This is a genomic window from Roseibium algae, assembly GCF_037783265.1.
GTDB lineage: Bacteria > Pseudomonadota > Alphaproteobacteria > Rhizobiales > Stappiaceae > Roseibium > Roseibium algae.
This window is the reverse complement of record NZ_JBAKIA010000005.1, coordinates 148,605-171,555: the sequence shown is the minus strand read 5'-3', so window position 1 is coordinate 171,555 and position 22,951 is coordinate 148,605. Positions and strand designations below refer to the sequence as shown.

The window sequence follows — 22,951 nt, the reverse complement described above, 5'->3', positions numbered from 1 at the left end:
TCTGGTCCCTGATCAGTTTTTGCCTGTAAAACTTACAATCTATATGGCGAGTGCCAATAGAAAAACCAGCAAAGAGAGCAGGGCGCAAGCTCCAATAAGTATTTTCAGCGCTGCCGTGATGTCTGACGCGCTTGCAGAAGTCCGCCCTGTGCTGTTCATGAAGGGGTCGTTGACGGTGTAGCCGGGATAGATCCGCGGTCCTGCAAGAGCCAGATCGAGGGCACCCGCCATAGCGGCTTCCGGCCAGCCGGCATTGGGAGAGCGATGGCTGTCGGCGTCTGTGACAACAGCGCTGATGGCCTTTGCCGGAGATCCGCCAATCAGGGGCGCGCATAACACGAACAACAAGCCTGACAGGCGCGAGGCGGGCAGGTTGATCAGATCGTCAAAACGCGCCGAGGCCCAACCAAAGTCACCATATTGTTCTGTTTTGTGGCCGATCATGGAGTCTGCCGTGTTGACGGCCTTGTAGGCGATCAGGCCGGGCAGGCCGAGGACGGCAAACCAGAAAATAGGCGCGACAACGCCATCGGAGAAGTTTTCTGCACAAGATTCGATGGCTGCACGGGAGATGCCCGCCTCATCAAGCCGGTCCGGATCCCGGCCAACAATCATGGCAACGGCCTGTCTGCCGCCGTCCAGCCCCTCGTTGACCAGACCATCTCGCACCGCTGCAACATGTTGGTAGAGGCTTTTCTGGGCGATCAGGATCGCGGCCGGAATCACAACCAGGATCTCACCAAAAGGCATCAGTTTGGCGAGCCAATGCAGCATAGCGCCAAGGGCTAGGCTGCAGATCAGCAGTATAACCAGAGTCAGAACGCCGCCTGCCTTGCGCTGGTAGGGGGAGAAGTTCTCAGAGTTAAAGCGTTTTTCCAAGGCTTTGATCGCTGCGCCGATGAAGACAACCGGATGAGGCAATCGCCGCCAAATAATGTCCGGATCGCCGATAAGTGCGTCCAGAAGGATGGCTAGAAACAGCAGGACAAGCGCATCTGGATAGAGCAGCATTCAGCGTTTCCTGCGCCGCTGGCGGTTTCCAGCAGGTTTATTTGGAATGTCGCTGCTGGCCAGTTCGCTTTGCGCCTCTTGAAGGGCTTCTGACAACCGGTCCAGCTTCGTTTTTGAGCCAGGTAGGCCAAAGCGCATCCATGTGGGGGCGTAGTCAAAGATGCGTGTCCAGATATGTCGCTTGGCCAGAGCCTGATGCAGGGCATGAGCTTGTTGGTGGGAGGCCAGCGCGTAAAGCGGTGTGCCACCAAAGACGCCAAGGCCATTTTCGCCCAGGCAAATCGTCAGATCTGCGACTTCATCGGCCAGCTGGCGAACCATCGATGCCTGCCACTTGTCGTCGTTCAGAGCGATTCGGCCAATTTCAAGCGCAGGACCGCTGACGGCCCAGCTGTCCAGGCGCTCTGTCATTTTCCGGGCGATGTGGGGCGCGGCTGCCATAAAGCCCAAGCGCAGTCCTGCCAGACCAAAGAATTTACCGAATGAGCGCAAGATCAAGACGTTCTCGTTAGTGATATGGGGCAGGAGACTCGCCCCGGGCATGACATCTGCAAATGCCTCGTCGAGGACAAGGGCTCCGCCCCTGTTCGTAAATTCCCTTGCGATAAAAAGCAGGCTTTGCGGGTCAATCAATCGTCCATCTGGATTGTTCGGATTGACGATAACTGCGACTTTGGCCCGCTCCGGCAGAGCATGAGGTGTGCTGACTTCTTCTGGTGCGCGCCCAGCTCGTGCAAAGCTGGCTGCGTGACTGGAATAGGTTGGGCCGCACAGGATGACAGGGCCTTCAGGCAGCACATAAGGGATCTGCGAAATCAGCACTTGTGTGCCAGGACCTGCAGCCAGAGATAGAGCCTCCGGGCAATCATAAGCTTTTCGCGCAGCGCCGAGTAGGTGATCGAGGGCAGCCTGTCCGGGAAGGTTTTGCCAGATGTTGGCGGCTAGACCGTTTGGAATCGGATAGGCATGCGGGTTGATGCCAGTGGACAGATCCAGCCAGCTGCTTGTGGTGCCGCCAAATTGTTCGATGGCTTGCGCCAAATCGCCGCCATGCAGCATCATGTATCGCCCTGTCTCTATCCGGCCTTTGCCTTCATCATTGCCTGACTTCTATGCGATTTATGGGGGCTGAGTACAGGTTATCTGCTTCCCGGATTGGCGGGGCTCGCAAATTTGATGCTCTGATGAAATTTGAGCGTGGCTCAAATTGAGTAATCATGTTTTAAATTCTGGGAGAAAATGGAGGCCTCTGCCGGAATCGAACCGGCGTACACGGATTTGCAATCCGCTGCGTCACCACTCCGCCAAGAGGCCATCCTATTGCTTCGTGAAACGAAGGCTTTGCAAATCGACGCGTGGTGAAGCGCCAACCGATGGACGAGGTGATTAGCAGAGGCTTTCGGAAAGCTCAATGGTTCTGTTGCGTGAAAATGACAGGGGTGTGGATGATATATGTGCGTAAGAGAGGCTGTTGATGGGGTCATGACAGGGGAATGGGGCAATCAAGCGCTTGTCAGTGGCTGTCTCACTCGCTAATGAACCAGAGAGTGAGAGGTCGCTACCGAGGAAGAGGGTCATGATGACTGACTATGTACAGTCCCGCCGTAAAATGGTGGACAACCAGCTGCGCACCAATGACGTCACGGATAACCGTATCCTGGATGCAATGGAATGGGTGCCGCGCGAAAAGTTTGTCACAGCCTCCAAGCAGTCGGTTGCCTATATCGATGAAGAGCTGCCGGTGAATTCATCGGCGACGCGCTTTTTGATCAAACCGCATATTTTCGGCAAACTTATTCAGTTGGCTGAAGTGCGCGAAGCTGACGTTGTTCTCGTTGTGGGGGCAGGGTCTGGATACAGCGCAGCAGTTCTGTCTCGCCTTGCAGCTTCTGTGGTTGCAGTGGAAGAGGATGCGGATCTTGCAGCCAGTGCCAGCGAGATGCTGATCGAGCTCGGAATTGAAAATGCGGCTGTTGTTGAAGGCATTTTGAAAGATGGCTGTGCATCAGAGGGCCCCTATGATGTGATTGTCGTCGACGGAGCAGTTGCTGCAGAAGTTCCTGAAAAGCTTCTTACGCAACTTAAGGGCGCTGGTCGTCTTGTTGCGATTGAGGGACAGGGCGGTGCGGCTTCGGCGCGGGTCTATCAGAATTCTGATGGTGTAATTGCGCCTCGGTTCGGCTTTAATGCATCCACTGCTCTGCTGCCTGGCTTTGAAAAAGTTCCTCAGTTTGTGTTTTAGCGGTCAGGGCGACTGAAGCTAATCCAATTGGTTGCACCTGGTCGATAAGCTGGAGTTGAACTGTTGAGTTGGTTTGTGTTTTTGTTCAATTAAAAGTTGCGACAATGACGGCCGTTTGTTGCATGTCTGCCTCAGTTCGATTTTTTCGACGGAAAGAGCGCAGGAGGGTTGCGTGAAAACACTGGTAAGTTTACCTGTGCTGTAAGATAGTTTGCCCGTTGTCGTGAAGGAGTTTCAGTTGGTTATGCGTATTAAGATGAGATCTGCGCTATTAACGGTTTTTATGATGGGCGCAGTGACTTCTTCGGAAGCTGAAACCATTAAGGAAGCTTTGGCGCTTGCCTATTCCAATAATCCTACGCTGAATGCGGCACGGGCTGAGCTGCGTGGGGTCGATGAAAATGTCCCTCAGGCGCTCGCGGGGTGGCGTCCGACTGTTTCAGCGAGTGCTGATGTGGGTTCCTATTCCACCAGCAGCGGCAATTTTGATACGTATCGTAACAATGCTTCGATTTCACTTGGGATTAGTCAGGCTGTATTCAGAGGCTTTCGGACAGTGAATTCCACTCGTCAGGCCGAAGCCATCGTGCGGGCGCAGCGAGAATCCCTTAATTCGACCGAACAGGATGTGTTGCTTTCGGCAGCTCAATCCTATGTGGATGTTATCCAGAATACGGCGCTTGTTTCTTTGCAGCGCAGTGATTTGAAATTCTTGGCCGAGCAGGTTCGCGCCGCGAAAGATCGTTTTGAAGTCGGTGAGGGCACCCGGACGGATGTGTCGCAGGCAGAAGCGCGAGAAGCTGAAGCCAAAGCCAACCTGAATACGGCCTTGGCGAATCTTAACACCAGCCGTGCTGTCTACCGACAAAACGTAGGTATTGAGGCGAAAAATCTCAGTCCAGACACGACGATTAGTGTTCTTGTCCCTAAGTCAATTGATGCATCTTTGCGTGTGAGTGAAGATGCACAGCCGCTCATTCGTCAGGCTCAGCACTTGGTTGATGCGGCTATCTTTAGCACCAAGGCGATTGAGGGTGAGTTGCTTCCTACGGTTACAGTAAATGGTGATGTTGGAAGAAGCTGGAATCCATCGACTACAATTGGTCAGCAGAATTCAGCGTCTCTTGTTGGGCGTGTAAGCATTCCGATTTATCAGGCTGGTTCTGTCAGCTCTCGGGTTCGCCAGGCAAAAGAGTCTCTTGGGCAGACAAAATTGCAGCTTGATGTGACACGCGATCAGGTTCGGGCAAATGTCATTTCTGCATGGGGTGTCTATCAGGCCGCTGAAGCGTCTATTAGTGCTGCGATTGCAGCCGTTGAAGCACAAAAACTGGCTCTTGAAGGTGTTATCGAAGAGCAGCGTGTCGGACAGCGTACGACGCTGGATGTCTTGGATGCGCAGCGCGAACTGGTCAACCAGCAGGTGAATTTGGTAACAGCTCAGCGCAACAGGATTGTCGGCGGATATCAGTTGGTGTCTTCGATCGGCAAGCTTGATGCCAATACGTTGAACCTGTCAGTTGCCCATTATCAGCCGAAAAAGCATTACAAGGCTGTACGCGATAAGTGGTTTGGTTTGCGCACCCCTGATGGACGGTAATCGCTATCGGTGCGACTAAGCCTGCTAAAATTTACATGATTTAGTGAACCGTTCACGCTGCCGGAAGAAATTCCGGCAGCGTTTCATTGTTTGCGCCTTTTTACGGCTAAAGTCAGCTTACGGGGGATAAGGCGAAGTCATTTGGCCGCTTCGCTTTTCGCTTGCCTATCGGCACCTTTATAGTTTCGGTTAATGAATCGTTCAGTTTTGCGGCTAGCGATTCGGCAGCGTAGCCTATCAGTACCGGGGGATGTCATGGCGCAGGCGAGTCAGGCGGAAGAGCCATCGATGGAGGAAATCCTTGCATCGATACGCCGGATTATATCAGATGAAGACACCCAGGGTAGTGATGGCGATGTTGGTGAAGTCGGTGATACAGCGTCTGCAGATAACCCAAGTGAAGCCGAGGCAGCTGAGGATATGAGTGACGTGTCTGAAATGAACCAGGACGATCTGGACAAGCTTTTCGACATGGACGACTCCGATGATGATGTCGCCGAGTTGGAAGTCGAGGAAGAAGCTGATGACGAGATGGCGATGGCCATGGCAGAAGCTGCAGCCGAAGACGACGGAGCGGATGGCGTTCTTGAGCTAGACGAAGCAATGGAATTGTCGGAAGATGATATTTCTGTTGCGGAAGAGCCTATGGATTTGGTCGGCGGTATGCCGGATGATCTCGAGGCAGGCGATGGCGATATTGGTTTTCTAGAGGAAAGCGCTCCCAAACCGCTGGATATGGCGGCTTTGATGGAAGCCGCGGCACCACCACCTCCTCCGAAATCCACGGTTTCCACGACTCCGGTGCCTGACACCGATTTGCCAGAGGTGAAGTCGGATGCGCCGTTGACGTCCGACATGACCGGTGAGGTTGTTCACGCTGCCTTCGATAATCTTGCTAACTTGTTTGTTGGTGCAAAAGCCCAGACCGTAGAAGAGCTGGTGCGCGAAATGTTGCGGCCAATGCTGAAAGCCTGGCTTGATCAGAACCTTCCTGGAATGGTCGAGCAAATGATCCAAAAAGAAATCCAGCGCGTCACCCGAGGACGATAGTCGCTCTATTCCTGCCTGTTGCGAAGCGCCGCTTGGAAGAGTGGCGCTTTTGATATTGTAGCAGCGCATGGCTCATTTCCGGCATTCCATGGCCCTCCAAGGTTGACTTGGGCCATCGCATCCGATTTACACGGATCAACATAAAATCATACGCTTGAGACCTCCTTATGCTTGACAAGAATTACGATGCGGCCAGCGTTGAACCGCGGATTTATGAGACCTGGGAACAGGCTGGTGCATTTAAGGCCGGCGCGGGTGCCAAAGAGGGCGCTGAAACCTATTCCATCGTCATTCCGCCGCCCAATGTGACCGGTTCCTTGCATATGGGGCATGCCCTCAACAACACTCTGCAGGATATTCTGGTTCGCTGGAAGCGGATGCAGGGATTTGATGTTCTCTGGCAGCCGGGAACCGACCATGCGGGGATCGCTACCCAGATGGTTGTTGAGCGTGAGCTGATGGAGACACAGCAGCCAGGCCGGCGGCAGATGGGACGTGAAGCCTTTGTTGAGCGGGTCTGGGAGCAAAAACATAAATCAGAAGGCACCATCCTTGGCCAGTTGAAGCGTCTTGGGGCGTCCTGTGACTGGAGCCGGACCGAGTTCACCATGTCGGATAATTTGTCGGCGGCTGTGAGGAAGGTCTTTGTCGATCTTTACAATGAAGGGCTGATCTACAAGTCCAAGCGGCTGGTGAACTGGGATCCGAAGTTCGAGACCGCAATCTCTGATCTTGAAGTCGAGAACATCGAAACCGATGGCCACATGTGGCACTTCAAGTATCCGCTGGCCGGCGGCGAGACCTATGAATATCTCGAAAAGGACGAGGAGGGGAACGTCACCCTTCGCGAGACACGTGATTACATATCCATAGCAACGACGCGGCCGGAAACAATGCTAGGTGATGGCGCGGTTGCGGTTCATCCGTCCGATGAGCGTTATGCTTCCATCGTTGGCAAGCTGTGTGAGATCCCGGTCGGCCCGAAAGAACACCGTCGATTGATCCCGATTATTACGGATCTATATCCGGATCCGGAGTTCGGCTCCGGCGCGGTCAAGATCACTGGTGCGCATGACTTCAACGATAATGGCGTCGCGCAACGGAACAGGATCCCGATGTATCGCCTGATGGACACCCAGGGTGCCATGCGTGCAGACGGCGCGCCTTATGACGAAGAAGCTGCGAAAGCACAGGCAATCATTGACGGCACCGAGATGACCATCAATGAGGTCGATCTCATCAATATCGTTCCAGAGGACCTGCGCGGACTTGATCGTTTTGAGGCACGTAAACGTGTCATCGATCAGATCACCGCCGAAGGTCTGGCGGTTATGGTGCCTAACGACCATCCTGAGATTGCCTGGATGAAGGGCAAGGCTCCAGAATGGACCATTGCAGGCAAGGCTGTCATCTACAAACTCGGGGAAGACGAAGAAGGTCCGGCCGAGCTCCCAATGGTAGAATCCAAGAAGATCATGCAGCCCTTCGGTGACCGCTCGAAGGTCGTCATTGAGCCGATGCTGACGGATCAGTGGTTTGTCGACGCCAAGACCCTTGCAGCACCCGCGCTCAAGGCTGTCCAGGACGGTGAGACCAAATTCGTTCCAGGCAATTGGGACAAGACCTATTACAACTGGCTGAACGATATCCAGCCCTGGTGTATTTCACGCCAGCTCTGGTGGGGGCACCAGATCCCAGTCTGGTATGACGAAGAGGGCAATGAGTACTGCGCTCTGACCGAAGAAGCTGCGGTTGAGTTGGCTGGTGGCAAAGCGCTGACACGCGATGAGGACGTTCTCGACACCTGGTTCTCTTCAGCATTGTGGCCGTTTTCGACCATGGGCTGGCCGAGCCAGACGCCTGAACTGGAGCGTTACTACAAGACCGATGTTCTGATCACCGGATTCGACATCATCTTCTTCTGGGTTGCCCGGATGATGATGCAGGGCATTCACTTCATGGATGAAGTGCCGTTCCACACCGTCTACATCAACTCGATTGTGGTCGATAAGAACGGGAAGAAGATGTCGAAGTCGCTCGGCAACGTTCTCGACCCGCTGGTGTTGATCAGCGAATACGGTGCCGATGCCACCCGCTTTGCACTGGTGAGTCAGGAAGTTCAGGGACGCCGGACACTTCGTATGTCCGATCAGGCAGCTGACGGCGGGCAGCGCTTTGCAACCAAGTTGTGGAATGCAGCACGCTTTGCAGAGATGAACGGCTGTGCGCGTGTCGCAGGCTTCGATCCGGCAACAACCCGGCATACTTTGAACCGCTGGATTGCGACCGAGACAGGGCGTTGCATCACCGAGGTAACCACCGCTCTGGATGAACTCCGGTTCAACGATGCCTCTGGTGCAGTCTATCGCTTTGTCTGGAACAGCTTCTGTGACTGGTACCTGGAACTGGCCAAGCCAATCTTTATCGGGGATGACGAAGCGGCCAAGGCAGAGACACGTGCGACCGCTGCCTGGGCTCTCGACGAGATCCTGAAGGTTCTGCATCCCTTCATGCCTTTCCTCACTGAAGAGTTGTGGGACCGCCTTGGAGACGAGGGGACAAAGGCTGACACTTTGTTGATGCTCAGCCAATGGCCTGCGCCTAAGGTGTCTGACAACGCTGCTGCGGACGAAATCAACTGGCTGGTTGGTCTGATTTCCGAAATCCGGTCGGTTCGTGCGGAAATGAATATTCCAGCCGGTGCGAAGGTGCAGCTTGTGATTTGCGGTGCAAATGACACGACCAAGGCCCGCATCTCCACCCATGAGTCGGCGGTTCTGCGTCTGGCACGGGCGGAAAACATCACAATCGCTGAGGCTGCACCGTCCGGCTCGGCCCAGATCATCGTTGGCGAAGCAACGGTTTGTCTGCCGTTGGCTGGTGTCATCGATCATGGTGCTGAAAAGGCCCGTTTGGAAAAAGACGCCGGCAAGCTTCAGGCTGAAATTACCAAGATTGAGAAAAAGCTCACCAATCCGAAGTTTGTTGAAAAGGCCCCCGATGAGGTGGTTGCAGGCGAGCGGGAAAAGGTTACAGAGGCAAAAGGCAAGCTGGAGAAAATTCAGGTTGCCCTTGGCCGCCTTGCAGAGATCGGTTGATCTTTAATTCAAATACGATAAGGCCCGGAAAAGACCCTTGTCTTTTCCGGGCCTTATTCCGATGCTAGGTACTCTTCATTGAATGTGATCGGGCTAGGTAGACAGGACAAAATGCGGCAGACCCTCAAGAGCTTGGCAGCACGGCATATGCGGATTTCAACTGCGGGTCTGTGTGCATTTGGCAGCCTGATTTTTGCCGTGTCCATTTTGGGTGATGGACGTCCTGCATTCGCCGAAAAGATCGAAAATCCGGTCGCTGTTTTCTCTGGCCTGGACAAGATCACGGGCCGGATCATTTCCTTTGACGTTTATATCGGCGAGACCGTGCAATTTGGCGCGCTGCAAGTCACGCCGCGTGTCTGTCATACGCGCCCGGCAACAGAAAGCCCGCTGACAACCTCCTTTGTTCAGGTTGACGAAATCACGCTGAATAATGAAGTGCGCCGGATTTTCTCCGGCTGGATGTATGCGGCCAGCCCGGGCCTGCATGCGGTTGAACATGCGGTCTATGATGTCTGGCTGACAGATTGCCGGATGTCGTCTTCCGTGGCTCCGCCAGATGATTATGAAGGGCCTCCAGTGCAGGAATACGTTGGCGATGGCCAAGACCCGTTGGCCGGACCTGATGATGGCTCTTCTAGCAGCGCTTTGGTTCCTCGCAGCAAGCCGTTTTAGTCATAACCGTCCCAAGACAGCCATATACTTGGTTGGTGATTTTTACATCACAGTTCTACTTTTCGTGCGTCCTATCCGGCAGACACACTTTGTTGCCGAGGGATGAACCATGATTGTCAATTATAAGCGCCTTGAGACGCCGCTCCCCACGGAACCTGGCCAGGGGATCAACAATGACTATATTGAGATTCGAGACTCACTGAAGAGTCGGCTGTTGGCCACGGCTGAACTTTCCGCTGATTTGGTTCAGTTGAAAAGTATGGCTGCATTGCGGGATGTTCCAACGCCTGAAAAAATGCTTCCAAATGAATTCATTACGGTCCTCAAGGAACTCAAATTTGGCTTTAAGTCGGATAAGGATCCGGCCAATCTTTTCCCTTTGCGTACTATTGAGACAACCTCTAGCCGCGGCGAGAATTACGCAATTGGCGCCGAGACAAAAAACTCGGATGTTACCGTAAGTGACCAAACTCTTGATCTCTTTGATATTGAGGCAATTCTAGAATTGACCACCTATTTCAGTACGGTGCGGAAGGTCAATGACACCAAGAAATATGAGCGTTATGGAGTTCGGATCATTGCTCTGGCGGTGAAATACCTAAACAAGGCGAAGGAGGAAAAGGGACTTTTGATTTCATCCGGAAAAGGCGTCTTCGCCAATATTGGAGCTACGGACGCCTATGACACTATTAAGCTCAACGTTAGAAACGCTGTAGAGACTTACAATGAAAATCGCAGCAACGACTATGTGATCAGCCAGGATTTGAATGAGAGCGGGATATCTTTAGCAGGAACCGGGACGAAGGGGGATGTGCTCACCAACATCCGGTACGCTACATTTGTTGGAGATTCTCGCAGTTACATCGCCAATTTTACCCTGGTAACGTCGATTGACGTCACGAATAACATGAAAATCATGTTCGCTAATCTTGAGAAACTGCGTTTCCTGATTCCCTACAGGAAAAACCCCACCGGCCTTGATATTACGAACACGTTTGAAACCGCGTCGAGCGACAAGGGCGGGAATATTGAGATTTATCAGCGGTCAACGTCGCGCACCATTTCCATCCCTTCGGTGGGGGTCGCGGATGTGGTTGAGATTGGGTCTCCTTATTCCAATACGAAGACGACAACCCGAACAAGCCAGTCAGAAAAATCCCATACTGATGAGAGGCGCAATAACATCGCTGTTCCGGTCTCTGCAACCAGCTATGTTGCCAATGACTTCCCCACCAGTCCGGTCTCCGGCGCCAATGTAACGGTGAAATTCGGCTATCTGACCGGCAAGAATGGTATCCAGATAACGATTGAGAACAATGGCGCCCCAGCGGGGTCCGTAACGATTTTGCGCAGAGAGGCGACTCTTGATGTTGAAGCGCCGGTTGGATTGGCGGGCGATAAGGTTTTCCTTGGTGGGCTGGGAGCGAAAGACGGCACCACAGGAGTTTATCCTGGCGGAGCGGGGCAGCCAGAAGATTTTCGATCTTTTGCGGCGTTGGGAGATGTTCCGGTTAAGGTAGACAAAGGAACTGGCGGAGCCCGCTTTAAAATGAAGATTGAACCCGAGGCAGGTCGTAGCGCAGAATTCCGAATAAACTACGATTTGCAGAAAGAGGCGATCGAACTTGACGAAAATCGAAAAACCTCAGGAAATTATGTGTTCCAGGCTGTGAATTACTTTGAGAACGGTGATTTAATCGAGAGCCGGTATTCATTGTCGATTCCGTTGAATTCGCCTGCATTCAATTTGAACAGTGAGATTGATCCACCAATCAATCAGCAAAAAGTCAATAAGGCAGTCGTCGAAACGATCCTCGATTTTGTCTGAGAGTTTAAGAACTAGTAAATTCGTGTGAGTTGCTGATGATGGACGTTTAACCGGCGGCTGAGGCGGTGCAATGGGCATCAAGCACATCCAAGATGTCAGTGCCTGTGGTGCTGCTACTGAGCGCATGGAAGTCGGTGCTGCTACTGAGCGCATGGAAGTCGCCTTTCAGCTTCAGGGCAGAGGACAGGATGCCGCTGTATTCTTTGCGGCTGACTTCGATGGCGCCGAAGCGGGTCAGGTGTTCGGTGACAAACTGGGTGTCCAGAAGGGCATAGCCACCGGAAATCATCCGGGCAACAAGGTGTGCAAGGCAAACCTTTGAGGCGTCGGTGGTGCGGGTGAACATGCTTTCGCCGAAGAAAACACCGTTGAGATTGACCCCATAAAGGCCACCAACCAGCTTGTCGTCCTGCCAGGCCTCAACGGTTTGGCAATGGCCCATCTCGAAGAGTTCGCCATAAAGTCGGCGGATCTCTGCGTTGATCCAGGTCTGTTGCCGCTCTCCAACTGAAGCAGCACAACCGCTGATCACGGCGTTAAAATCGGTACTGACGCGGATCTCGAATACGTCTGCGCGAATGGTGCGCTTCAGTCGCTTCGGTATGTGGAATTTGTCGAGCGGAAGAATGCCGCGCTGCTCTGGTTCAAGCCAGAACAGACTTGGATCGTCAGCCGATTCAGCCATCGGGAACAGGCCGCAGGCATAAGCTTTCAGCAAAACCTGCGGCGTGATTTCCATAACGATGTTGTCATTGTGCTCTGTCATAGGGCACTTTTCAAAAGTCAGTCCGCCTTTTCAGCCAGATATTGTTCAAGCCAGTGAATGTCATATTGGCCGTTGGCAATATCCTGATTGTCCACCAGATCGCGGAACAACGGAATAGTCGTCTTGATCTCGTCGATGACGATTTCGTCAAGGCAGCGGCGCAGCCGCATCAGGCATTCAACGCGGTTGCGCCCATGAACAATCAGCTTGCCGATCAGGCTGTCGTAAAACGGCGGGATCTTGTAGCCCTGATAGACACCGGAATCGACACGGACGCCCAATCCGCCAGGGGGGTGGTAATAAGTGATCGTTCCAGGAGACGGCATGAAGGTGCGTGGGTCTTCAGCGTTGATCCGGCACTCAATCGCGTGGCCTTCGAACTTTATGTCATCCTGGGTCATGTCAAGGGAGCCGCCAGCGGCAATCCGGATCTGTTCGTTGACCAGGTCAATGCCAGTGATCATTTCCGTTACAGGATGTTCGACCTGAAGACGGGTGTTCATTTCGATGAAATAGAACTCGCCGTTTTCATAGAGGAACTCGACTGTGCCAACGCCGCGGTATTTCAGCTTGCGCATGGCGGCGGCTACCGTTTCGCCAATTTTCGAGCGTTGCTCTGTATTCAGGCAAGGAGAGGGGGCTTCTTCCAGCACCTTCTGGTGACGACGCTGCAAGGAGCAGTCGCGCTCACCTAGATGAACAGCATTGCCCTTGCCATCGCCCAGAACCTGGATCTCGATGTGGCGCGGCTTGCCAAGATACTTCTCCATATAGAGCGCATCATCGCCAAAGGAGGCTTTCGCCTCTGTACGGGCCGTTGACATGGCATTGTCCAGATCAGCTGAGGTCATGGCGACCTTCATGCCACGACCACCGCCGCCTGCTGCTGCCTTGACCAAAACCGGATAGCCGATTTCGTTGGCAATTGCATGGGCATCATCTTCAGGCGCAACACCGCCATCAGATCCTGGAACAACTGGAATACCCAGCTCCTTGGCCGTCTGCTTGGCCTGGATCTTGTCGCCCATGATCTTGATGTGATCGGATGTTGGGCCGATGAAGACGATATTATGAGCTTCGAGGATCTCGGCAAAACGGGCGTTTTCCGACAGAAAACCGTAGCCAGGATGAACAGCATCGGCGCCGGTGATTTCACAGGCAGCCAAGAGCTGTGGAATGTTCAGGTAACTGTCGCGGGCAGAAGGTGGCCCAATGCAGACGCTTTCGTCGGCCAGGCGAACATGCATCGCGTCAGCGTCAGCTGTTGAATGGACTGCCACGGTCGAAATACCCAGTTCCTTGCAGGCGCGAAGGATACGGAGTGCGATTTCACCGCGGTTGGCAATGAGAATCTTGGAGAACATGCCGAGGCGGTCCTTATTCGACGATGATGAGCGGTTCGCCGAATTCGACGGGCTGGGCGTCGGTCACGAGAATTTCCTTCACCGTACCGGACTTTGTCGCCGGAATGTGGTTCATGGTTTTCATCGCTTCGATGATGAGGATCGTCTGGCCTTTTGTCACCTTGTCGCCGACATGGATGTATTGTGGCTTGCCAGGCTCTGGCGACAGGTAAGTCGTGCCGACCATTGGAGAGGCTTCTATTCCTGGATGCGGGCCACTTGGGACTGCAGGGGCGACAGGTGCTTCAGGAGCAGATGATGCCACGACAGGGGCTGCTGGTGCGGCAGGTGCTGTAAAGGCAACAGGCGCGTCATAATGGATGTGACGAGCGACGCGGATGCGGAAGTCGGATTGCTCCAGTTCGATCTCGCTCAGATTCGTTTCATCCAGCAGAACCGCGAGATCGCGAACCAGGTCCGTGTCAAATTTATTGTTATCTTTCGACATGCTTCAGGGCTTTCCGTATTCGGGCTTTCTTTTGCCCGGGCCATCTGGGCGATCACTTAACGCCACGTGGTTCCGGTCAACGGCTGTGAGACCACATGAGACAGTCGTCCATGGTTTGGCCTCGCCAGCTAACACTAATTTGTTTGCCCGCCTGCATCTGATGAAATCGTCATCAGCAGCAGGAGGGCAAAAGGAATTTTTTCAAGCGCATCATGCGCTCGGTTCTGCATCTTATAAGCATTGATTATGGCAAGGAAAAGCCCCGATTGCACATGGCGTTAATCGAAGCTTCCCGGTCAACAGGTCGTTTGGCCACAATCGCGCATTGAACTGACTTTTTGCTTCAGTTGATCAAAGCCGACAGCGCCCATGACCACTTCATCGCCGACAACGTAAGATGGCGTTCCTGTGAGGCCGAGTTTGTTTGCAAGCGTGTAAACTTCCTCGATTGTTTGCCCGGCTTCATCGCCTTCCATGGCTTTTTTCAGGTCGTTTTCCGAAACGCCGACATCTGTTGCAGCCTTGACTGCGCTGGCCAAATTGGCCTGGCCGCGCTGTAGCAAGAGCGCTTCATGGAATGCGCCGTATTTATCTGGGGCGACAGTGTTGACGGCCACGGCCACCTGGGCAGCTTCAACAGAGCCTTGTCCTAAAACAGGAAATTCTTTCAGGACGATCCGCAAGTTTTCGTCTTCTTCCATCAGGCGAACCATGTCTCCATAGGCGCGCTTGCAGTAGCCGCAGTTGTAATCAAAAAACTCAACCAGAGTGACGTCACCGTCCGGGTTTCCAAGAATAACCTGCCGAGTGGAGTTGAACAGTACGTCTGCACTGTCCGTAACGGCCTGAAGTCGGGCTGTTTCTGCAGCAGCCTTTTCGCGGCGGTCCAATTCTTCGAGTGCTTCGCGGATGACCTCCGGGTTTTGGATGAGATAATCGCGAACGATTGTTTCAACGCCGGATTTGTCCAGTGCCTGTGCATAAGACGGTGTCGGGGCTGCCAGGCCCGCCAGGACGCAGACGCTAAGGGCCGTTCCAGCGGCCAGTGCGCGGCACGAGCTTGCAGCGCGGTGCAGGGCGAGAGGGAGGTCGAACATCAATGTCTCCTGTGCCGCTTTGGTCAGCGGCGTGTTGGGCGTATCCGGTGATCCGGAAAGGCTTCTGTGGCCTATCTGCGTTTCAAATTAGGTGGTTTGTAGGACACAATATCATCTGCTTGAAGCCATGCGGGTGTTCCACGCTTCAATTTCTTTTGAGCACGCGCCGCATAGCGCTTTGCGGCATCAAAATCACCTGCAACCATCAAACCTCTCGCTGTGGCCAGATCAGCCTGTGGCCGCTCGTTCTGGCGGGCATGGGCAATGGCCAATTGGCTGTAGCCAACGCTTGAGTTCGGGTCCCGGTGCAGACCTTTTTTCAAGACGCTTTCAGCTTCAGCAAGAACTGCCGGATTGTTTGATCCAACTAGGGCATAGCCCAGCCAGATGAGAAACTGTCCTTCGTTCGGCTTCAGGGAGACGGCCTTGCGAAATGGCGCAATAGCAGCTTTTGGATTGCCGCTTTCAAGCAGGGCTTGTCCTTTGACTTCATAGAAATATGGATTGTTTGGCTGCTGGCGGATCAGGGCGTCAATCTGTTTTATCGCGCCCCGGCTTCGGCTTTTCATGGCCGCAATGGCACGTGCATATTGTGCCGGCATGCTTTTGTCAGAACGTGGGTAAGCCCGTGCGACAGCCCGAGGGTGGCTTGTGTAGGCTAGAAGCTTGGCGCGCACCATGGCATGACGCCGTGTGAATTCAGCAGAATCAGGGGTGTTGAAATATTTGCTCTTTTGCGCGGCTTCAGCCAATGCTCGAAAGCGGTCGCGGGCCATTGGATGGCTCATCGCATAAGGATCGGCAAAGCGTGAGGCAAACAGCTGTTGGTCGGCGAAACGCTCAAATGTCTTGAGCATGCCTTTCGCACTCTGGCCTGTTGCCCGGAGGTACTTGAGGGCGGCGCGATCGGCAGCGGCTTCTTCACCGCGTTGATAGGACAGGAATGAGCGCTGGCCGATGGAGCCTGCGCCGAGCGCTGCGGCAGCGCCACCTTGAGCAGCGCCTGGAGTGCCTGTTGCTGCCCCGGCTGCCATGGCTCCGGCACCAAGGATCATGCCTATTACTGTCATGATCTGGGCATTGGCTGCAGCTGAGCGGAGCCGTACTAGGTGTCTGCCTGCGATATGTCCGGTCTCATGGGCTATGACACCCGTGACTTCGCCGGGTGTTTCTGCCTCCATGATGACGCCGAGATTGATGAACATGCGGCGGCTATCAGGCACAAAGGCGTTGAAGGTCTTGTCATTGACGAGAATGATTTCCACCGGAGAGTCGCCGATGCCAGCGGCCTTGAAAATCGGTCTCGCGTAGTCTTTCAGTAGATCTTCTGTCTCAGCGTCGCGCACAAGAGAAAGTTTTCCGCCTTGTGCGCTGGCTGGAGCTGCGATCAAAGGCAGTGCGATTGCGGACGCGCAAGCTGTTGCCGTTATCTTTCTACAAAACGGTATTGCGAATTCGAACAGTCTATTTTGCTTCATGAATCCCCGGCGAGCCGCCATGTTTCAGCTTTCCAAACGATCTTTGACCCTAGGTGACGCATGCTCTCGGGGTCAAGCAGCGCTCTTGTTACAAATTGGTCATCGAAATGCTAGAAGCAAGCCGTGAACGGATAAATTTGGAGAATATGTGAATGTCTGACCACCGGCTGACAGCTTCCAGGCGCAGTGATGTCGCGCCTTTCTTAGCAATGGATGTCATGTCAGAGGCCGCGAAACTTGAGGCTGAAGGTCGCCGGATTATTCACATGGAAGTGGGGCAACCTGCGGCTCCAGCTCCTCAGACAGCTCTCGAAGCTGCGCGGGCAGTTCTTGAACATGGTCGACTTGGATATACTGTCGCGCGCGGTCTTTTAAGTCTCCGAACCGGTTTACGCAAGCATTATCAGACGACATATGGCGTTGATGTGCCCGAAGAGCGCTTTATGGCGACCACCGGGTCATCTGCTGGGTTCAACCTGGCGTTTCTGGCAGCGTTCGATCCTGGAGACCGAATTGTCCTGACGTCGCCTGGCTATCCTGCCTACAGGAATATCATCAAGGCATTGGGGCTGGTGCCGGTCGAGATTGAAGTTGGTCCGGACACCCGGTGGAGCCTGACACCGGATCTGATTGCAGCTGCCCAAGTTGACGGTCCAGTTCGCGGAGTATTGGTCGCCAGTCCGGCCAATCCAACCGGAACGATGATGTCGCCGGATGCCTTGTCCGCCCTGATTGGTTTTTGTGAAGATGAGGGCATCTGGTTCATCTCGGATGAGATTTATCATGGACTGGCCTATGAGGAGCAGCAGGCGACAGCCCTTGAGACTTCACAGAACGTCATCGTCATCAACAGCTTCTCCAAATATTACTGCATGACGGGATGGCGGATCGGCTGGATGATTCTGCCTGAGGTGTTGATGCGACCGGTCGAGCGTATTGCGCAGAGCCTGTATATTTCACCGCCCGAATTGTCTCAAATTGCAGCAACAGCAGCTCTTGCTGGCGGTGATGAGCTGGAGGCTGTCAAGGCAGGCTATGCGCGGAACCGGGAACTGTTGTTGAAAGGGCTGCCGGAGATCGGATTTGACAGACTGTTGCCGGTCGATGGTGCTTTTTACATCTACGCTGACACAAGCGGCTTTTCTCAGAACTCCCTTGAATTTACACGTGCCATGCTTCACGAGGCCAGTGTCGCAGCGACGCCCGGGGCCGATTTTGATCTCACCAAGGGTGCGGGTTTTACGCGGTTTTCCTTCGCGGGATCCTTTAACGATATGAAGCTGGCGTTAACGAACCTGAAGTCATGGCTAGGGTGATTGCCTGACATAATTTTCGTGCGGATGGATGCCTTCTTTTAGGCAGCTATAAAAAAGGCGGCTGATGAAGCCGCCTTTTTTACGTTCGTAATTATGGTGGTTCCTAGAAGAACGAGCGGCGCTGCCACCAGCCACCGCGCTTTGGCTTGTGTTCGCTATCGTCCGAGCGTTCGCTGGTAACGACGGGCTCGACAGGTGCCTTAGCCTTTTTCGGTGCCGGAGCTTCAGCCGCTGTCGGTGTGACACCTTCTACGGCCTCTGGCTCAGCAACAGTCTCAGGCTTAACAGCCTTTGGTGTCGGAGCCGTTGCAGGTTCTTCCGCAACAGGCTCACTGACCTTAGGTGTTTCGATAGCCTTTGCCGCTTCCGTTATTTTTTCTGCGGCCACAACTTCCGGAACAGGCGCTGAAGTGGTTTCAATATCGGCATCTGTTGCTGTGGTGGCTGCGTTGGAACCTGGCTCTGCTGTGGCTGCTGATTGTGCTTCAGCTGCGTTGGCGACTCCTGCTTCGCTCGGGGACGCCTCTGACGAGCTTTCTTCTGCTGTCTTGGTTTCCGTTGTCCCTGTGCCTGGAAAGGTATTCGCAGCGCCATTCGCTGCATCTGCGGGTTCTGCAGTTCCTTCCTGAGCTGGAATTACATTGCCATCTTCGTCAAGCTGAGCATTCTCCTCGCCACCACGACGTCCCCGGCGACCGCCACGACGTCCTCTGCGGCGCTTGCGCCGTGGCTCTTCTTCGCCATCTGCCTGAGACGGCTCTTCAGCTTCACTGGCTTCGCCCTGTGCAGTTGCAGCGGTTTCGTCAGATGAGCTGCTTGTTTCGGTCGTGCTCTCGCTATCAGTGTTGTCTGAACCACCTCTGCGACGCTTTCGACGACGGCGACGGCGGCGATCACGATCACCATCAGCTTCTTCTTCAGGCTGTTCTTTCGTTTCAACCTCAGTTTCGGCTTCATCTTCTTCGATTTCGAGCTCATCGGGCTCTTCATCGCGTGGGTCTATCGTGTCCGGCTGGACAATCGGAATGACAGGTTGTGGATGCAGATTCCTGTCAACAAGATCCGTGCGCTCCAGAACATAGAGCTGACCATTGATCATCTCGTCAGCCTGAACTTCGATCTCGACGGCAAAGCGTGCTTCCAAAGCAGATAGATTGCGACGCTTCTGATTGAGGATATAAAGCGCGACTTCCGTGCTGGTCCGGATCTGCAGGTTGTGTGTTGCGCCTTTGAGGAGATTGTCTTCCACAGACCGCAAGACATGCAGTGCAACCGACTCAACTGAGCGGATCATGCCGGTGCCGTTACAATGTGGGCATGGCGAGGTGGAGCTTTCCAGAACGCCTGTCCGAATGCGCTGACGGGACATTTCCAGAAGACCGAAGTGCGAAATCCGGCCGACCTGAATGCGGGCCCTGTCGTTCTTCAGACAATCCTTCAGCTTGCGTTCAACAGCCCGGTTGTTCTTGTTCTCTTCCATGTCGATGAAATCGATCACGACAAGACCCGCCAGATCGCGCAGACGCAGCTGGCGGGTTACCTCTTCGGCGGCCTCCAGGTTGGTCTGAACGGCGGTGTCTTCAATGTTATGCTCGCGGGTTGATTTTCCGGAGTTCACATCGATGGATACAAGGGCTTCCGTCTGGTCGATGACAATGTAGCCACCGGACTTCAGGGTTACCTGGGGCGAGAACATTGCATCCAGTTGGGACTCGACGCCATAGCGGATGAACAGCGGGGAGGGCTCGCGGTAGGGCTGGACGTTCTTGGCATGGCTCGGCATGAGCATGCGCATGAAATCCTTGGCCTCGCGATAGCCGTCTTCGCCTGCCACAAGGACTTCATCGATGTCCTTGTTATAAAGATCTCGGATCGACCGCTTGATCAAACTGCCTTCCTCATAGACGAGGCTTGGCGCATTCGACTGCAAAGTCAGATCTCGAACAGTTTCCCACAGTCGCATCAAATACTCGAAATCACGCTTGATTTCGGCCTTGGTGCGGCTTGCACCAGCTGTGCGCAGGATAACGCCCATGCCTTCAGCCACATCAAGCTCGGACGCGATCTTCTTGAGGCGCTTGCGGTCGGTTGGCTGCGTGATCTTGCGGCTGATGCCGCCGCCACGTGCCGTGTTTGGCATCAAGACCGAGTACCGGCCAGCAAGGGAAAGATAAGTGGTCAGGGCTGCGCCCTTGTTGCCACGTTCTTCCTTGACGACCTGAACCAGAATCACCTGACGGCGTTTGATGACTTCCTGGATTTTGTACTGGCGACGCGATTGGCGACGGACTGGAACTTCTTCCATGGCGTCTTCTGCGCCAACGGATTCAACGTGATCTTCATCGTCCGCGTTATCGTCATCGCTGTCAGAAGCATGTTCGTCGCCGTCGTTGGAAGCTTTGACGTCGTCATTCTCATTCACCGCTGGCTGTTCGCCGTCGGATGGAGAGGTATCTTCCGAAGATTCGCCATCTTCTGCTGGTGCAGAAACGGCTTCATCCGCGTTGTTTGTAGCAGCGCTTGAGCGGCGACGTGGACGCCGCTTGGGCTTTTCTTCCGCTTCGTCGTCGCCATGCCCAGCTTCAGAGGCTTCCGCATCCATCAGAGCCTGACGGTCAGCGACGGGGATCTGATAATAGTCCGGATGGATCTCGCTGAACGCAAGAAAACCATGCCTGTTGCCGCCGTATTCAACGAAGGCTGCCTGCAGGGAGGGTTCTACTCTTGTGACTTTGGCTAGATAAATATTGCCGCGTAATTGCTTCCTATTAGCTGCTTCGAAGTCGAATTCTTCAACCCGATTGCCACGTACGACGACGACCCGGGTCTCTTCCGGATGTGCCGAGTCGATCAGCATCTTGTTTGCCATTGATGAGTGTCTCCACGGCAGCGTAATTTATCGCGCAATATCTGCGCGGATCGCCCGAAGCGACCTGTGCTGCCGTATTTTGGGTGTCTATTTGAATGAAACGGGATGTGGCGTTCGGCGCGGTCATGCAAAGCATACGAGCGGCCGCCGAAGCGGGGCCTGCTTGTATTTTCTTTGCCATTTGCATCGCGCTGTCCTTCGGGGGCACGCCGGCCCGATTGGTAAAGTCATTGTTATCTTACATGGAAACCGATTCACGACGGAAAGTCGCTTTATGAGCCGCCCCATGCGCAACGAATTTGCTCCGAACCGTCCTGACAGTCATTCGATTGAAACGAAATGACATATTCAATGGCGGGACTTTGCCTGGTCCGACCGATGCCGATCCGCCGCTGTGCCCGGGCTTGCTTCGCAGGGGTTGGCCTCGTATTTGGCCCCTGACGCTTCCGTCGGACACGATGATGTGTGGATACAATACGCATTACATCACCGGGGATGGTATCGGTTTCAGACCGAAATCCATAAGGTACTTTTACGATCCATGTGACGTCTTTGCAAGCAATGTGAATGTGGTACGTAGATTTGGACTATTCAGGACGACTTTTCTCGGCTGTTGAAAGACGTCGGGCATTGTGCGAATTGATGGATTTTATGGCGGTTTGTTGGGCTAAAATGAGAGTGACGACAAGACAGTGGAGACGTAAAGCGCCTCTGTTCGGCGCGCGTATCACTTCTATATTTGTCTTGCTGGCTGCAATTTGCGGACTTGGAAAATTTGCCCATGCCGCTGGTGAGACGGTTTCGACGCAGCCACCGATACCGACCATTCTCGGGGCGCGTGTTGCCGGTGACAGCGTTCGAACGCGATTCGTTTTGGACCTGTCTCAAGATGTCGATGTCACACTTTCTGGCCTGTCTGATCCTTATCGGCTGATTTTGGATTTGCCTGAGGTCCGTTTTGAGCTTCCAAAAGAAGCCGGACACGAAGGGCGGGGGCTGGTCCAAGCTTGGCGCTATGGCTTGTTTGCTGCTGGCAAGTCTCGGATCGTTATCGATCTTGCCGAACCTGTTTCCATCGACAAGACGTTTGTTTTGCCGTCTGTGGATGATCAGCCGGCCCGTCTGGTGATTGACCTTGTCAAAACCACCCGTGAGAATTTTGTCGAATTCGCCCGGACATCCCGCAAGAAACTGCAAGAGGGCAAGGTTGCGCGCAAGGGGGACCGACTTGAACCGAAGGACACCTCAGGCCAACGGCCTGTCATTGTTCTGGACCCAGGGCATGGCGGCATTGATACAGGAGCCGTTGGGGTTGCCGGGACGCTGGAAAAGGCTGTCGTTCTGGATTTCTCCAGTATCTTGAAGCGCAAGCTGGAGGAAACCGGACTTTATTCAGTCTATCTGACACGAGAAGACGACACATTCATCCCTCTGGGCGAGCGCGTTCAGATCGGCCATAAATTGGATGCGGACCTGTTTATCTCTATTCACGCTGATTCTGTCCGGCGCGGCAAAAAACTGGTGCGCGGTGCGACGGTCTACACATTGTCCGAAGAAGCGTCAGATGATTTGGCTGGCGAAGTTGCCGAACAGGAAAACAATTCAGATATTATTGCCGGTGTTGAGCTGCATGATGAACCTGCCGATGTGACGGATATCCTGATTGATCTTGCACGGCGTGAAACGCGCAATTTCTCGGTTTTCTTTGCCCGAACGCTGGTTTCCGAGTTGAAGAGTGCCGTTCGGTTGATCAATAACCCTCATCGTTCTGCCGAATTTATCGTTCTTAAGGCGCATGATGTTCCATCGGTTTTGGTGGAGCTGGGCTATCTATCAAATGAATACGATGAAAAGCTCCTCGTGTCCGACGAGTGGCGAGAGCGGATGGCCGTGGCGATGGTTGAGGCTATCAACGGCTTCTTCCGTCCAAGATTCGCGCAGGAAAACAGCAAAGCTGCGCAGTAGGTTTGAAAGCTGATCTAGACGACCACGCCTCAGCATCGCCATATTGGTGCTGGAGGAAGGCATCTTGAGTGATTGTGAATTCCGGCACTTGGCCGGTGCGCTCCT

16 protein-coding genes and 1 tRNA gene are annotated in these 22,951 nt (G+C 53.9%); 8 read left to right on the top strand and 9 right to left on the bottom strand.

All coding sequences use genetic code 11. The features are described 5' to 3' along the window. Window positions 1–39: 39 nt before the first annotated feature. From cbiB to V6575_RS09690, 3 genes are all read right to left on the bottom strand, one after another. A complete protein-coding gene (cbiB, locus tag V6575_RS09700; RefSeq protein ID WP_340274101.1) occupies window positions 40–1,011 on the bottom strand; it encodes an adenosylcobinamide-phosphate synthase CbiB in 972 nt (323 codons plus the stop codon). Further along, entirely contained in the window at window positions 1,012–2,073 is a 1,062-nt protein-coding gene (gene cobD, locus V6575_RS09695; protein ID WP_340274100.1) for a threonine-phosphate decarboxylase CobD, read from the bottom strand. 178 nt (window positions 2,074–2,251) lie between these two features. Then, window positions 2,252–2,325: transfer RNA gene (locus tag V6575_RS09690), tRNA-Cys, on the bottom strand. Window positions 2,326–2,590: 265 nt separating this feature from the next. On the opposite strand from V6575_RS09690, the gene V6575_RS09685 reads away from it, so the two are divergent. From V6575_RS09685 to V6575_RS09660, 6 genes are all read left to right on the top strand, one after another. Next, window positions 2,591–3,253 carry a protein-L-isoaspartate O-methyltransferase family protein gene (locus V6575_RS09685; protein ID WP_340274361.1) on the top strand — a complete coding sequence of 221 codons (663 nt, stop codon included), beginning with the start codon at window positions 2,591–2,593 and terminating at the stop codon, window positions 3,251–3,253. Window positions 3,254–3,497: 244 nt separating this feature from the next. Then, a complete protein-coding gene (locus V6575_RS09680) occupies window positions 3,498–4,853 on the top strand; it encodes a TolC family outer membrane protein (RefSeq protein ID WP_340274099.1) in 1,356 nt (451 codons plus the stop codon). 255 nt (window positions 4,854–5,108) lie between these two features. Beyond that, window positions 5,109–5,903, top strand: a complete 795-nt coding sequence (locus tag V6575_RS09675; protein WP_340274098.1) for a DUF2497 domain-containing protein — start codon at window positions 5,109–5,111, stop codon at window positions 5,901–5,903. Between the two features lie 167 nt (window positions 5,904–6,070). Then, complete coding sequence (locus V6575_RS09670) at window positions 6,071–9,001, top strand: valine--tRNA ligase (protein WP_340274097.1); 2,931 nt, start codon at window positions 6,071–6,073, stop codon at window positions 8,999–9,001. Window positions 9,002–9,112: 111 nt separating this feature from the next. Continuing rightward, window positions 9,113–9,676, top strand: a complete 564-nt coding sequence (locus V6575_RS09665) for a DUF2155 domain-containing protein (RefSeq protein ID WP_340274096.1) — start codon at window positions 9,113–9,115, stop codon at window positions 9,674–9,676. A 109-nt stretch (window positions 9,677–9,785) separates the two neighbouring features. Further along, a complete protein-coding gene (locus V6575_RS09660) occupies window positions 9,786–11,504 on the top strand; it encodes a hypothetical protein (RefSeq protein ID WP_340274095.1) in 1,719 nt (572 codons plus the stop codon). Between the two features lie 46 nt (window positions 11,505–11,550). Here the strand turns inward: V6575_RS09660 and aat are convergent, their stop codons facing one another. The 5 genes from aat to V6575_RS09635 form a co-directional block, all read right to left on the bottom strand. Then, entirely contained in the window at window positions 11,551–12,270 is a 720-nt protein-coding gene (gene aat / locus V6575_RS09655) for a leucyl/phenylalanyl-tRNA--protein transferase (protein ID WP_340274094.1), read from the bottom strand. Between the two features lie 17 nt (window positions 12,271–12,287). After that, window positions 12,288–13,634: an acetyl-CoA carboxylase biotin carboxylase subunit gene (accC, locus tag V6575_RS09650; protein WP_340274093.1), complete on the bottom strand. Its 1,347-nt coding sequence runs from the start codon at window positions 13,632–13,634 to the stop codon at window positions 12,288–12,290. A 13-nt stretch (window positions 13,635–13,647) separates the two neighbouring features. Further along, complete coding sequence (gene accB / locus V6575_RS09645; RefSeq protein ID WP_340274092.1) at window positions 13,648–14,121, bottom strand: acetyl-CoA carboxylase biotin carboxyl carrier protein; 474 nt, start codon at window positions 14,119–14,121, stop codon at window positions 13,648–13,650. A 296-nt stretch (window positions 14,122–14,417) separates the two neighbouring features. Then, window positions 14,418–15,218, bottom strand: coding sequence for a DsbA family protein (locus V6575_RS09640; RefSeq protein WP_340274091.1), 801 nt, complete (start codon window positions 15,216–15,218; stop codon window positions 14,418–14,420). A gap of 71 nt (window positions 15,219–15,289) precedes the next feature. Further along, entirely contained in the window at window positions 15,290–16,696 is a 1,407-nt protein-coding gene (locus V6575_RS09635; RefSeq protein WP_340274090.1) for a M48 family metalloprotease, read from the bottom strand. 152 nt (window positions 16,697–16,848) lie between these two features. On the opposite strand from V6575_RS09635, the gene V6575_RS09630 reads away from it, so the two are divergent. Continuing rightward, window positions 16,849–18,012 carry a pyridoxal phosphate-dependent aminotransferase gene (locus tag V6575_RS09630; protein ID WP_340274089.1) on the top strand — a complete coding sequence of 388 codons (1,164 nt, stop codon included), beginning with the start codon at window positions 16,849–16,851 and terminating at the stop codon, window positions 18,010–18,012. Between the two features lie 103 nt (window positions 18,013–18,115). On the opposite strand, the gene V6575_RS09625 is transcribed toward V6575_RS09630, so the two are convergent. Beyond that, window positions 18,116–20,881: an Rne/Rng family ribonuclease gene (locus V6575_RS09625; RefSeq protein ID WP_340274088.1), complete on the bottom strand. Its 2,766-nt coding sequence runs from the start codon at window positions 20,879–20,881 to the stop codon at window positions 18,116–18,118. 672 nt (window positions 20,882–21,553) lie between these two features. On the opposite strand from V6575_RS09625, the gene V6575_RS09620 reads away from it, so the two are divergent. Further along, a complete protein-coding gene (locus tag V6575_RS09620) occupies window positions 21,554–22,846 on the top strand; it encodes an N-acetylmuramoyl-L-alanine amidase (RefSeq protein WP_422785553.1) in 1,293 nt (430 codons plus the stop codon). Window positions 22,847–22,951 lie beyond the last annotated feature (105 nt).

Excerpts from the sequence above, each read along its gene's own strand:
- cbiB (WP_340274101.1), bottom strand. The coding sequence starts at position 1,011 with ATGCTGCTCTATCCAGATGCGCTTGTCCTGCTGTTTCTAGCCATCCTT.
- cobD (WP_340274100.1), bottom strand. The coding sequence starts at position 2,073 with ATGATGCTGCATGGCGGCGATTTGGCGCAAGCCATCGAACAATTTGGC.
- V6575_RS09685 (WP_340274361.1), top strand. The coding sequence starts at position 2,591 with ATGACTGACTATGTACAGTCCCGCCGTAAAATGGTGGACAACCAGCTG.
- V6575_RS09680 (WP_340274099.1), top strand. The coding sequence starts at position 3,498 with ATGCGTATTAAGATGAGATCTGCGCTATTAACGGTTTTTATGATGGGC.
- V6575_RS09675 (WP_340274098.1), top strand. The coding sequence starts at position 5,109 with ATGGCGCAGGCGAGTCAGGCGGAAGAGCCATCGATGGAGGAAATCCTT.
- V6575_RS09670 (WP_340274097.1), top strand. The coding sequence starts at position 6,071 with ATGCTTGACAAGAATTACGATGCGGCCAGCGTTGAACCGCGGATTTAT.
- V6575_RS09665 (WP_340274096.1), top strand. The coding sequence starts at position 9,113 with ATGCGGCAGACCCTCAAGAGCTTGGCAGCACGGCATATGCGGATTTCA.
- V6575_RS09660 (WP_340274095.1), top strand. The coding sequence starts at position 9,786 with ATGATTGTCAATTATAAGCGCCTTGAGACGCCGCTCCCCACGGAACCT.
- aat (WP_340274094.1), bottom strand. The coding sequence starts at position 12,270 with ATGACAGAGCACAATGACAACATCGTTATGGAAATCACGCCGCAGGTT.
- accC (WP_340274093.1), bottom strand. The coding sequence starts at position 13,634 with ATGTTCTCCAAGATTCTCATTGCCAACCGCGGTGAAATCGCACTCCGT.
- accB (WP_340274092.1), bottom strand. The coding sequence starts at position 14,121 with ATGTCGAAAGATAACAATAAATTTGACACGGACCTGGTTCGCGATCTC.
- V6575_RS09640 (WP_340274091.1), bottom strand. The coding sequence starts at position 15,218 with ATGTTCGACCTCCCTCTCGCCCTGCACCGCGCTGCAAGCTCGTGCCGC.
- V6575_RS09635 (WP_340274090.1), bottom strand. The coding sequence starts at position 16,696 with ATGAAGCAAAATAGACTGTTCGAATTCGCAATACCGTTTTGTAGAAAG.
- V6575_RS09630 (WP_340274089.1), top strand. The coding sequence starts at position 16,849 with ATGTCTGACCACCGGCTGACAGCTTCCAGGCGCAGTGATGTCGCGCCT.
- V6575_RS09625 (WP_340274088.1), bottom strand. The coding sequence starts at position 20,881 with ATGGCAAACAAGATGCTGATCGACTCGGCACATCCGGAAGAGACCCGG.
- V6575_RS09620 (WP_422785553.1), top strand. The coding sequence starts at position 21,554 with ATGAGAGTGACGACAAGACAGTGGAGACGTAAAGCGCCTCTGTTCGGC.